Origin of the sequence: Mangrovimonas sp. CR14 (assembly GCF_011764015.1) — a bacterium.
In the GTDB taxonomy this organism is placed as follows: Bacteria; Bacteroidota; Bacteroidia; order Flavobacteriales; family Flavobacteriaceae; genus Mangrovimonas; species Mangrovimonas futianensis.
In genome coordinates this window covers 346,013-357,380 of record NZ_JAAFZY010000003.1, presented here as the reverse complement: position 1 = coordinate 357,380, position 11,368 = coordinate 346,013, and the positions used below count along the sequence as shown (strand labels likewise).

At 35.1% G+C, this 11,368-nt stretch carries 13 protein-coding genes; 11 read left to right on the top strand and 2 right to left on the bottom strand.

The features are described from left to right. The first annotated feature begins 19 nt into the window (after positions 1-19). Positions 20-358: a DUF2853 family protein gene (locus GZ212_RS07600; RefSeq protein WP_166958688.1), complete on the top strand. Its 339-nt coding sequence runs from the start codon at positions 20-22 to the stop codon at positions 356-358. Between the two features lie 86 nt (positions 359-444). Next, on the top strand, positions 445-1,275 hold the full coding sequence (locus GZ212_RS07595) for a S1 RNA-binding domain-containing protein (RefSeq protein WP_053972617.1): 831 nt from the start codon (positions 445-447) through the stop codon (positions 1,273-1,275). On the opposite strand, the gene GZ212_RS07590 is transcribed toward GZ212_RS07595, so the two are convergent. Then, positions 1,247-1,705, bottom strand: a complete 459-nt coding sequence (locus GZ212_RS07590; RefSeq protein WP_166958686.1) for a hypothetical protein — start codon at positions 1,703-1,705, stop codon at positions 1,247-1,249. The two genes, GZ212_RS07595 and GZ212_RS07590, sit on opposite strands and share 29 nt — an antisense overlap. Before the next feature lie 110 nt (positions 1,706-1,815). After that, positions 1,816-2,937, bottom strand: coding sequence for a C1 family peptidase (locus GZ212_RS07585; RefSeq protein WP_166958684.1), 1,122 nt, complete (start codon positions 2,935-2,937; stop codon positions 1,816-1,818). A 52-nt stretch (positions 2,938-2,989) separates the two neighbouring features. Here GZ212_RS07585 and GZ212_RS07580 point away from each other — a divergent pair, with 52 nt between their 5' ends. The 9 genes from GZ212_RS07580 to GZ212_RS07540 all read left to right on the top strand — a co-directional run bounded on the left by GZ212_RS07580 (position 2,990) and on the right by GZ212_RS07540 (position 11,281). Then, the gene (locus GZ212_RS07580) at positions 2,990-3,829 is read left to right on the top strand and encodes a 1,4-dihydroxy-2-naphthoyl-CoA synthase (protein WP_053972620.1); all 840 of its coding nucleotides are present in this window, start codon (positions 2,990-2,992) and stop codon (positions 3,827-3,829) included. A gap of 18 nt (positions 3,830-3,847) precedes the next feature. Beyond that, entirely contained in the window at positions 3,848-4,750 is a 903-nt protein-coding gene (menA, locus tag GZ212_RS07575) for a 1,4-dihydroxy-2-naphthoate octaprenyltransferase (RefSeq protein ID WP_166958682.1), read from the top strand. A 180-nt stretch (positions 4,751-4,930) separates the two neighbouring features. After that, the gene (locus tag GZ212_RS07570; protein ID WP_166958680.1) at positions 4,931-5,608 is read left to right on the top strand and encodes a metal-dependent hydrolase; all 678 of its coding nucleotides are present in this window, start codon (positions 4,931-4,933) and stop codon (positions 5,606-5,608) included. Positions 5,609-5,774: 166 nt separating this feature from the next. Beyond that, positions 5,775-8,045 (top strand): patatin-like phospholipase family protein, encoded by a 2,271-nt coding sequence (locus GZ212_RS07565; protein ID WP_166958678.1) that lies wholly within the window; start codon positions 5,775-5,777, stop codon positions 8,043-8,045. 83 nt (positions 8,046-8,128) lie between these two features. After that, positions 8,129-8,923, top strand: a complete 795-nt coding sequence (locus GZ212_RS07560; protein WP_166958676.1) for a cation transporter — start codon at positions 8,129-8,131, stop codon at positions 8,921-8,923. Between the two features lie 5 nt (positions 8,924-8,928). Beyond that, on the top strand, positions 8,929-9,558 hold the full coding sequence (locus GZ212_RS07555; RefSeq protein ID WP_240923783.1) for a DUF1287 domain-containing protein: 630 nt from the start codon (positions 8,929-8,931) through the stop codon (positions 9,556-9,558). A gap of 134 nt (positions 9,559-9,692) precedes the next feature. Next, positions 9,693-10,214, top strand: coding sequence for a hypothetical protein (locus tag GZ212_RS07550; RefSeq protein WP_166958674.1), 522 nt, complete (start codon positions 9,693-9,695; stop codon positions 10,212-10,214). Between the two features lie 39 nt (positions 10,215-10,253). Next, complete coding sequence (locus tag GZ212_RS07545) at positions 10,254-10,553, top strand: DUF1905 domain-containing protein (RefSeq protein ID WP_166958672.1); 300 nt, start codon at positions 10,254-10,256, stop codon at positions 10,551-10,553. Positions 10,554-10,732: 179 nt separating this feature from the next. Further along, positions 10,733-11,281 carry an HNH endonuclease gene (locus GZ212_RS07540; RefSeq protein WP_166958670.1) on the top strand — a complete coding sequence of 183 codons (549 nt, stop codon included), beginning with the start codon at positions 10,733-10,735 and terminating at the stop codon, positions 11,279-11,281. Positions 11,282-11,368: the final 87 nt, after the last annotated feature.

The window sequence follows — 11,368 nt, the reverse complement described above, 5'->3', positions numbered from 1 at the left end:
CAATCTAAAAAATAATCAAATGAGTAAAAGAGATGAACTAATTGAAAAATATGCAGCCGATATTAAAGATAAAATTGGAGAAACTGCAGATATGGATCTTTTGACAAAAGTAACCATAGGTTTAGGCCCATCTATCTACAATGCTGATTCCTCAACGGTTTCTGGGTCTGATGCTTCGGAAGTTGAACGTGTTAAAACCAATTTTTTAATCAAGAAACTTGGTTTGAAAGATGGACCAGAATTAGATGAGGCAATAGCTAAAGTTATGGAACAATATGGTGTTTCAAATCGCAATAAATATCGAGCAGTAGTGTATTATTTATTGGTAAAACATTTTAATAAGTCTTCTGTTTATTAGGGAGCGTTTATAAAATTAAGATACGAGCGTCACAAGTTGTGGCGCTTTTTTATTTTCGGTAAGTTAATTCGTTATACCTTTGCCACATGATACACTTAGGAGAATTCAATACCCTCACTATATTAAGGGATACAGAGCCAGGATTGTTTTTAGGAGACCAAGAAGATAATGAAGTTCTTTTGCCTAACCGATATGTTCCTCAATCATTTGAAATAGGGGATGAAATAGAGGTGTTTGTTTATTTAGATAACGAAGAGAGAATTGTTGCTACCACCGATAAACCATATATCATTAAAAATCAATTTGGTCTTTTACGTTGTAATCAAGTGAATCAATACGGGGCCTTTTTAGATTGGGGTTTGGTCAAGGAATTGTTCTGTCCTTTTAAGGAACAAGTATTTAAAATGACAGCAGGTCATTATTATTTTGTTCATTGTTATCTCGATGAAAAGACCGATCGCTTGGTAGCTTCAAGCAAAACCAATAAGTTTCTGGACAATACCCAACTAACAGTTGAAAAGTTTCAGGAAGTAGATTTAATTGTTTCCCATCCTACAGATTTGGGAATGGTCGTGGTGGTTAACAACTTGCATTCGGGCTTAATTTATAAAGATGATTTATATGGTGATGTAGAAGTTGGTGATCGATTAAAGGGTTACGTGAAAAAGGTACGAAATGACAATAAATTGGATATTGTATTACAGCCTATAGGTTATAAAAATATTGAACCAAGTGCCCAAAAAGTTATGGATGTCTTAAATGATAACAGTGGCTTTTTACCACTTCACGATAAATCAAATCCAGAAGAAATAAAAGAATTATTGGAAATGAGTAAAAAGAGCTTCAAAAAGGCTGTCGGCTCATTGTACAAACAGCGATTGATTGAGATTAAGCCTGATGGAATTTATTTAGTCTAGGGATTTTATTAGTTAATTTAAATAGATTTAGCTGTTCTTGAACCCATTTGTCAGCAGATAATAAGGATTTAAACTGTTTTTTGTTGGGAAATGAACAGAAGTGGTTTTCAAGTTCTATAGCCTTTTCCGATTGCTTGGAGTAAGTCACTATAGCTCTTGCTACTAATCCGTTGGCGGCGTTATGTAATTTCTCAAGATCTAATAAATTGATGGAGAATGAATTTATTCTGTTGCAAATCATACCATATGGTCGGCCATCAGAAAAATGCTCCCGAATTGCGTAAATCAATTCTTGGCCATTTATGAGGTCTACATTTGCACCTTCATCCATTTCAGTAAGTAAGTAATTCTCAAAAAAATAAACAGTTCCAATACTCAATTTAAAACTGTTTTGAATATCGCTTTTTAAGGCGCTATTTTTAACGGTCATATTAGTTTAGCTAGTTAATCAAAAGGATTATAAAAGTAATATTTATCTTCCAATTACAAATCAAACTAGTTTAATTTAACACTAAGAGAATTTTAAAAAATTATTAGTTTCTATTGAATGCTCAATCTTTGTTTTATCCCTTTAGGTAAGGCTTCTTTATGAATCAAAATGGATATGGCTTTTAACCTCATATAAGCTTCGCTAAAATACACATAACCGCCATAAGTAACACGGCTTTCATCAGTTCCCCACGAATTTTTAACCTTAAAATAAGTATTTCCTTTTTGGTCTTTGACTAAACCTGTAATATGCATTAAATGGTCATCTGTTGTGTGGAAATTCTCGAATTCTTGTTGTCGGAATTCTGGGGTAATAGTCTTTTCTGATCTAATTTCAGTAAGAATCTCTTTGTTCATACTTTCATCTTCAGGAATTACAGCGACACCGTGTTTGGCAGAAAAGGTTTTTTCGCTTACATCACAATCTAGCTCAACTGTATAACCATTTTCTAAGGCATGAGTAATTACTTGCATCAAATCATCTAAAGGTAGATTGTAAAAGCTGCCATTTGAAAAATTGTCTGGAATATTTAGAATAAATTTCGAATTGTATGGTTGGTGAGTAAAACTTGTAAAACTGATGTAATCATCAGGGTTTATTTGCACCATTTCCATAAACGATTTTGGCGTGTAGGATGTACCTTCAAAAGTAAAGGACTCCACTTGTTTTCCTAAATAGGAGTCTAGAATACCTTCTACAACCGTTTTCCAAGTTGGAGATAAGGTGTTGGCTGGGTTTTCTATGTAGGTGTCCAATACATTTTTTAATACCTCTTCCAGTTCAATATGGTTGTATTTTGTTTGACCGTTTAAATAACCGGTGTAAACTTCTTGCGGAACTAATCCAGCATCACGAGCACTATTAATAACATCATGTGCCAAACCACCTTGGCTAAACTGAGCATTGCCTTGTCTCATTAAATAATTCCAGGCTTTCTTAGGATAGGTTTGCCTAACTGAGTACATTTCTGAGAGATCAATAAACTTACCCGTCTTCCTAATGATTTCACTTTCCAAAAAGGAGGTTGTGGAAAAGCTCCAACAGGTTCCTGTGATGCCTTGACTAACCACTTCCGTGGCATCTAGATCGATTATAGGTGTGAACTCATATTTTTGGGAATAAAGTGAAAAAGACCCCATTAAAATTAGAGTCAAGAATGTATAAATTTTCATGCTTAGGGAGCTATATTGGTAAAAACATTTATTTTTGGCTAAAATAAAAAAAATGAGTGTAGCAGACTGGAAAATAGCCAAAGAATACGAAGACATCACTTATAAAAAATGTGGTGGTGTAGCAAGAATTGCCTTTAACAGACCAGATGTCAGGAATGCCTTTAGACCCAAGACAACAAGTGAGCTTTATGACGCTTTTTATGATGCTAATGAAGATACCAATATTGGTGTTGTTTTACTGTCGGCAGAAGGGCCATCCTCTAAAGATGGCATCTGGAGTTTTTGTAGTGGAGGTGATCAAAAAGCGAGAGGTCATCAAGGTTATGTTGGAGAAGATGGTTACCATCGTTTAAACATATTGGAGGTTCAGCGTCTAATACGTTTCATGCCAAAAGTGGTGATTGCTGTGGTACCAGGATGGGCTGTTGGAGGTGGACATAGTTTGCATGTCGTTTGTGATTTAACCTTGGCTAGTAAAGAACATGCTATTTTTAAGCAAACCGATGCTGATGTTACTAGTTTTGATGGGGGGTATGGTTCGGCATATTTGGCGAAAATGGTCGGACAAAAAAAGGCTCGGGAAATTTTCTTTTTAGGAAGAAATTATTCAGCACAAGACGCCTATGAAATGGGTATGGTCAATGCAGTTATTCCACATGATGAATTAGAAGCTACCGCTTATGAATGGGCTCAGGAAATCCTAGGCAAATCACCATTGTCTATTAAAATGTTGAAATTTGCAATGAATTTAACAGATGACGGAATGGTAGGCCAACAAGTGTTTGCAGGAGAAGCTACTAGATTGGCATACATGACCGACGAAGCCATTGAAGGAAGAAATGCCTTTTTGGAAAAGCGTAAACCAAATTTTGATAAAAAATACATTCCATAGGAACCCAAATCGATTGTTATGGCATCATTTAAAACCTGGGTATCTGCTCTTAGGTTAAGAACTTTACCTCTATCTGTATCAGGTATTATTGTAGCTGGCTCCTTAGCTGAGTATAATGGCCTGTTTCATTGGGGGGTATTTACAATGGCAATATTGACTACATTAAGTTTTCAAATATTGTCTAATCTGGCCAATGATTATGGTGACGGCGTGAAGGGAACTGATAATTTGGACCGAATAGGACCACAAAGAGCCATTCAAAGTGGGGAAATAACCCCTACGAGTATGTTTTTTGCTATCCGAATTAATATTTTGATCAGTATTTTTCTAGCCGTTTTTACTATTTATGTGGCTTTTGGTTCGAAGTATTTTCTTTTGGGTTTATTGTTTTTGGTTTTGGGCATGTTATCCATTTATGCTGCCTTGAAATATACCATAGGTGGTAATGCTTATGGTTATAGAGGCCTAGGTGATATTTTTGTTTTTATCTTCTTTGGATTGTTAAGTGTTATTGGTGCTTATGTGCTTTTTGCAAAACAAATAGACCACGTTACTATTTTACCAGCATTCACTATAGGTTTTTTAAGTACTGCGGTTTTAAACCTTAACAATTTAAGGGATATAGAGTCTGATAAAAAAGCCAACAAAATTACGATGGCTGTAAAAATGGGATTTAAAAAGGCAAAAAGGTATCATATGTTCTTGGTCGGTGGTGCTATATGTCTCTCTTTTTTGTTTGGAATTTTATATTATAATTCCCCCTACAATTTTATTTTTTTTATTGCTTATATTCCGTTGATTATCCACATGAAGACGGTACACAACTGTATTGAACCTGTTAAGTTAGACAAGGAACTTAAAAAGTTGGCTCTTTCAACCTTTTTATTAAGTGTTCTGTTGGCTGTAGGACATCTTTTGTAGGGAAAAGTTAAAATATTGTTTTTCAGTTTTATAAGTCGTATATTAGGGTGTTGGTAAGTCCTTTATCAACATAATGAAGTGTATAAATGACTTCATATTTTGGGGATTGAAAACTCAAACAGATTCAAGGATTTGTTTGAGTTTTTTTGTATTTTCAATCTTCAATTAAACACTTACCTAATGAAAATTACATTTTACGGTCATGCTAGTCTTGGAATAGAAGTTGGAGATGTCCACATTTTAGTAGATCCTTTTATCTCTGCCAATGAAGCGGCTGCAAACATCGATATTTCAAACCTAAAGGCTGATTACATATTATTAACCCATGCACATCAAGATCATATTCTGGATGTTGAAACCATAGCCAAACAAACTGATGCCGTTATCGTTTCAAATTTTGAGATTGCAAGTCATTATGAAAATAAAGGGTTTGAGGTTCATCCTATGAATCATGGAGGAGCTTGGGATTTTGAATTTGGGGTGGTTAAATATGTTATTGCACATCATACATCTTCATTTCCAGATGGAAGTTATGGTGGACAACCAGGAGGTTTTGTGATTGAAGGAGAACATAAAAATATTTATATTGCTGGAGATACTGCGCTGACCATGGATATGAAACTTATTCCTATGCGCACCCAATTGGATTTGGCCATTTTGCCTATCGGAGATAATTTCACAATGGGTGTGGACGATGCCATAATTGCCAGTGACTTTGTACAGTGCGATAAGGTGCTTGGATATCACTTCGATACTTTTGGGTATATTAAAATAGACCATGAAGAGGCCAAAAGAAAATTTTTTGATAAAGGGAAAGATTTGATGCTGTTGGATATAGGAGAGAGTATTGAATTGTAAACAAGCGTGAAAGCTAAATAAGTAAACTGGCTAAAACATCAAAAAGTTTTACATTAACAGCTTCCAATTCATGAACCGTGGAATAAAATCTTTAATAGGCTCGAAATCTCTTATCATATGGGGCATTTTTTTCGCCAGTCTACAAATATGGGGTCAGGATTTCAAAATGCCTGAAACAACTGAAAACCGGAAACCTAAAATTGCTCTAGTTTTAAGTGGTGGAGGTGCTAAGGGTATTGCTCATATCCCTTTGCTTCAAGCTTTAGATTCCTTGAATATTGTACCAGATTTTGTTGTAGGTACAAGTATGGGAAGTATTGTAGGTGGCTTGTATGCCATGGGATATTCTGGTGACAGCATCTCTCAAATTGCTCATCAGGCTAATTGGCGAAAGCTGCTAGGAGGGAAAACCTTATTATCTAGTGTTGGTGTTGAGGAGAAAAGTGAGTTTGGCAGGTATCTTTTCGAATTGAATTTAGTGAATGGAAAACCTAATATCAATCCGGCCATTCTCAATGATCAACTACTCCGTGAATTTTTGTCTCAATTAACCTATCCCGTATATCGAATCGACTCTTTTGATGATTTGCCCATTCCTTACCGTGCTGTAGCCACAGATATTGTCAATGGAGAATTAGTTGTTTTAGATCGCGGATCACTTGCTCAAGCTATGAGAGCTAGTATGTCTATTCCAACAGTTTTTAAACCAGTAAGATTTGAAAATACGCTTCTTGTCGATGGAGGTATTTTAAACAATTTCCCTACGGATATAGCAAAAAGCCTGGGTGCCGACATTATCATTGGTAGTGATGTAGGAGGCGGTATGTTAACTCGAGATAAATTAAGTGACCCGATTAAGCTTATTTTTCAAACAAGTATGCTTACTAGTAATTTAATTGTAGAAGAGAATAGGGCACTTTGTGATATTTTATTGAATCATGAAAAACACTTAACCTATTCCACAGGAGATTTTGTAAAGGCCAATGAAATTTATGTGGAGGGGAAAGAAGCTCTGATTCAAAATATGGATGCTTTGGAGCAGTTGTCCGAGATTTTAAAGAAGTATCCCAAACCTCGTCCTAACTTGCCTAAAATAGCTCCAAAATTCACTTTAGATACCATCGTCTATAAAAATATTTCTAGAGACAACCTTGATTTGGTGCGGGCTCGCATCAGAATTGAGCCAGGACAGACCTATAACGTAAATGATTTAAACTCAGGAATCAACCGATTAATGGGCACGAACCTCTTTGATGCCATTTATTTTAATCCGTTGGTTAAAAAAGACAGTTTGGGAATTGAATTGGAAGGGTTGGAGCGGTCAAGACATACCGTAAAAGGAGCTTTACATTATGATACTCACAGAGGTGTGGGTTTACTTATGAACTACACAGGAAGAAACATCATAGGTAAAGCTTCTAGAACTTTGGTAACAATAGATATTGCAGAACAACCTAGTTTAAGGTTACAACATCAAAAGATTTTTGGAGTACAAAAAAATTGGTGGTGGCGAACGGATTTGTTGGGACAGCTACTAAATGAAAGTGTTTACATCGAGGGTAGGAGAGCTGATGATGTGAATCACGATGTTGTTTTGTTTCAAAGCCAATTCAATAGAAACCTCTTTCCCTTTAAAAGTTATGTGGGTTTTGGGATAAAACATCAATATGACTATTTGCGACCCAAAACAGATCCTGATTTGGGAGATAATGTCCTAGGTCTTCGCAAATATGGGTTTCATAATTTAGAAGCTGGGGTACATTTCTTTTCTAACAGTATGGAAAGTGTGTTTTTTCCTAAAAGAGGAACCCTTATAAACGCTTTTATAAAACGTTCTTTATGGCGCCATATCAGGATTCAAGGTACAAACGCCTCTGAGACAATCAATGAAGGTTCAACCAACGGGTTTACAAAGTTTGGAGCCCATTTTGAAAAGCGCATCCATCTGGACAGGCATTTAGCATTTTTATTTTCAGGATCGGGATATTTTACTATAATCAACAAATTGGACGACAATGAAATCTCTTATGCCGATTTTGGTATATCATCGCAATATTCTCTAGGAGGTTATAATCCCAGTCCCATACCCGATAATTTTGTTTTCCCTGGGTTATATGAAACAGAGATTTTTGCCAGTCAAGTGATCATGGGGTCTGTTGGGTTACAATGGGAGCCAACCAGAAATATTTATTTTTCACCACATTTTCATTTGGCCTCCTTGGGATATGAAGGGTTTAAAGAATATTTTGAAAACTTTTCAAACCAAACAACAAGTTGGCATACCAATTTAAATTCAGGTTTACTAATTACAGGGGGGGCGACTCTATCATATGATTCCTTTTTAGGCCCAGTTCATTTGGATTTATCCTATGTTAATGGGATTAATAAATTACGTTTGTTTTTTTCGGTAGGGATCCCTTTGGGTAAGTCCAATTGATAGAGGGTTAGATACAGATGGTTTTTTTGGAATGGGATTTATTGGGAATATAAATTTTGGAATTTAGATGTGACCTAAAAACCATGAACAAAACCGTATTTGAAATATCAAAAATGGATTGTCCTTCAGAAGAAAATTTAATTCGAATGAAATTGGACGGGATGACTGGTTTAGTCCATTTGGAGTTTGATATTCCAAATAGAATTTTGACCGTTTTCCACCATGGGGGAATAGATTCTATAAAGAAAAGTATAGATGAACTTAACTTGGGAAGTAAATTTCTTTCCACTGAAACATCTGACCAAACAGAGATAAGGGAACACACCAATCAAAAAAGGGTATTGTGGATGGTGCTAGCTATCAATTTTACTTTTTTCATTTTAGAAATGATCACAGGTCTGGTTTCAAAATCCATGGGATTGGTGGCAGATAGTCTTGACATGTTGGCGGATAGTTTTGTTTATGGCATTAGTTTGTTTGCCGTTGGAGGGTCTTTAGTTAGAAAAAAACAAATTGCCAAACTGGCTGGATATTTTCAGATGTTTTTGGCGGTTATCGGTTTTGTTGAAGTTTTGAGGCGTTTCTTGGGGGCGGAACATTTACCAAATTTTTCAACCATGATAGTTGTATCGGTTTTAGCGCTTATTGCCAATGGTCTATGTTTCTACATTCTACAAAAATCAAAAAGCAAAGAAGAAGCCCATATGAAGGCGAGTATGATTTTTACATCTAATGATGTCATTATCAATCTAGGTGTGATTGTGGCAGGTCTTTTGGTACATTGGTTAAAATCAAATAAACCCGATTTAATTATAGGAACCATTGTATTTATTTTGGTAGTTCAGGGTGCTTGGAGAATATTAAAGCTGAGTAAGTAGTTGCGATGAAGATATTTCTAGATAGAATGGCTCAATTAATAAAAGAAAGTTTAAGAAAAAAACTTTGGCTTATAGCCATCCTTTTTCTCTTCAATTTTGGCTTTTCACAAACTGAAACAGACCATAAGGACTTATCTGATTGTGCCTTAGAACTAACCAAACAGCAGGTTACTTATGACCCTAGGTATTTTTCAATTGATTATCCCAATGGCGATGTTCCAAGTGATAAAGGGGTTTGTACTGATGTGATAATTAGGGCATATAGAAAAATGGGTGTAGACTTGCAAAAAGAAGTACATGAGGATATGAAAATTCATTTTAATGAATATCCAAAACTTTGGGGATTAACAGCAACTGATAGGAACATTGATCATAGAAGGGTGCTTAATTTGATGACCTTTTTTAATCGGATGGGCACGGAATTGCCAATATCTCAAAAGGGGCAAGATTACTTACCTGGAGATATTGTATGTTGGAATTTGGGAGGGGCCATAACCCATATTGGTATAGTGGTAGATAAAACATCGATCGATGGGAAGAGACCTTTGATTGTCCATAATATTGGTAAAGGGCAAGTTTTGGAGGATTGTCTTTTTGATTTTAGGATTATAGGACATTACCGATATAAAAATTAACTCCATTTTCACTGTAACATCCTTGTATATGCATCAGTTTATAGTATATCCTATTTCTTTTAATTATCTTTATTAGGTGATTTTGCAAATCTCTTGTTTTGAGGTGATTAAAGGCTTGGTTTAAAAAGGATGACATGACTTTAGAATTGCTCATTAATTTATTGACTTCCATAGGTGTTATCATTTCGGTTATTTTTCTGGCCATCGAAATTAAAAAGAACACCCAGGCAGTCCGTTCTAATTTTTACGATTCTTTTGCTAACTCCAATCGGGAATTCCTAAATCAATTGATTATGGATAGGGATTTAGGAAAACTATTTGAAAAAGGAACGAAGTCATGGAGCAAATTGAACGAAGAAGACAAAAGAACCTCTAATTTTTTATACATCCAAATGTTTCGAATTTGGGAAAATTTGTATTATCAGAATAAGATGAAAGTTCTAGAGCCCTGGTTATGGGTGAGTAATAAAAACACAATCATTTCTTACTTCTATTTGGAAGGTATTCAAGAATGGTGGCAAATAAGAAGGCAATCATTTTCTAAAGAGTTTGTTCAGTTTTTAGAAACTTCAAATAAGCCTGAAAATGGCATTAAGGTTATTGAAGATTTATTGAAGCCAAAACTAAAGGTAGAAAAACCAACAAAGAAAGTCTAAAAATAGCTTTAAATAGGTGTTCAAACAACCCAAATAAGAATGGAATCCAAAATAAGATATCAATTTTCAGAAGCCATCTGGAAACATGAGGGAACCGGAGGTTGGAATTTTGTGTCTCTACCAATAAAACTTTCAAAAGAAATACGGGAACATTTTAAATGGCAAGAACAAGGTTGGGGAAGAATGAAAGCTAAGGTTCAACTTAAAGGACTGGAATGGCAAACTGCTATTTGGTTTGATACTAAAAGGGATACTTATTTACTTCCCATAAAGGCTGAAGTCAGAAGGAAAACAGATGTGGGGATAAATGAATGGATTGACCTGATACTTTGGATCTAATGAAAACTCATATTTTTACATTCTACATATTCATTTTCAAATAGTTGCAACCTTTTCTATTTTGTAATTAATTGAAAATCACTATATTTGGTTTGTACTCCTTATTTATAGCCATAGCTAGCTAAAATGGCCTCTAAACGAATTGATAGTTTTAAAATAACAACTTAAATAAAGCTAAAATGATAAGAAATTACCGTAATGAGGAATGGAAAGAGGTTGTTTTTGACGATAAAATTCACGAAACTGAAAAATTTAAGATTTCAAATTATGGACGAGTTATCAATTGCAAGCCAGAGAAGGAGTTTATTCCCAAAGCATCCTTTGTTAACGGGTATCAAATACTACGTCTTCATTTGAAAGAGAAGAAAAGATGGACTTGTAGGTATGTCCATAAGTTGGTAGCAGAGCATTTTTTAAAGCGAGATGAGGGTATATATGTGATTCACCTCAATTATGACAAAACTGATAATCGCATAGCTAACTTGAGATGGGCTACCAAACGAGAAAAGGAAATTCATCAATTCAGTAATCCAGAATATATTAACGCACCCAAAAGACGTACTTATTCAAAACTTACCGAAAATAAAGTCAAATTGATTAAGCGTAAAATCAATGATCCAAATCGTCGAACCCGCATGAAAATGATTGCCAAACAATTTGGTATATCAACCATGCAATTGTATCGCATTAAAACGGGTGAGAATTGGGGTTCGGTTACTGAAGATTAAAAACCGTTTAGTCAGTGGACATATTCCTTCAATCTGTTTTCTATTACCTCGTTATTTGTTAAATTAGATGCTATAACTAATTGGCTA

Excerpts from the sequence above, each read along its gene's own strand:
- GZ212_RS07570 (WP_166958680.1), top strand. The coding sequence starts at position 4,931 with ATGAAAATTACATTTTACGGTCATGCTAGTCTTGGAATAGAAGTTGGA.
- GZ212_RS07555 (WP_240923783.1), top strand. The coding sequence starts at position 8,929 with ATGAAGATATTTCTAGATAGAATGGCTCAATTAATAAAAGAAAGTTTA.
- GZ212_RS07560 (WP_166958676.1), top strand. The coding sequence starts at position 8,129 with ATGAACAAAACCGTATTTGAAATATCAAAAATGGATTGTCCTTCAGAA.
- GZ212_RS07595 (WP_053972617.1), top strand. The coding sequence starts at position 445 with ATGATACACTTAGGAGAATTCAATACCCTCACTATATTAAGGGATACA.
- GZ212_RS07540 (WP_166958670.1), top strand. The coding sequence starts at position 10,733 with ATGATAAGAAATTACCGTAATGAGGAATGGAAAGAGGTTGTTTTTGAC.
- GZ212_RS07565 (WP_166958678.1), top strand. The coding sequence starts at position 5,775 with ATGCCTGAAACAACTGAAAACCGGAAACCTAAAATTGCTCTAGTTTTA.
- menA (WP_166958682.1), top strand. The coding sequence starts at position 3,848 with ATGGCATCATTTAAAACCTGGGTATCTGCTCTTAGGTTAAGAACTTTA.
- GZ212_RS07550 (WP_166958674.1), top strand. The coding sequence starts at position 9,693 with ATGACTTTAGAATTGCTCATTAATTTATTGACTTCCATAGGTGTTATC.
- GZ212_RS07580 (WP_053972620.1), top strand. The coding sequence starts at position 2,990 with ATGAGTGTAGCAGACTGGAAAATAGCCAAAGAATACGAAGACATCACT.
- GZ212_RS07600 (WP_166958688.1), top strand. The coding sequence starts at position 20 with ATGAGTAAAAGAGATGAACTAATTGAAAAATATGCAGCCGATATTAAA.
- GZ212_RS07545 (WP_166958672.1), top strand. The coding sequence starts at position 10,254 with ATGGAATCCAAAATAAGATATCAATTTTCAGAAGCCATCTGGAAACAT.
- GZ212_RS07590 (WP_166958686.1), bottom strand. The coding sequence starts at position 1,705 with ATGACCGTTAAAAATAGCGCCTTAAAAAGCGATATTCAAAACAGTTTT.
- GZ212_RS07585 (WP_166958684.1), bottom strand. The coding sequence starts at position 2,937 with ATGAAAATTTATACATTCTTGACTCTAATTTTAATGGGGTCTTTTTCA.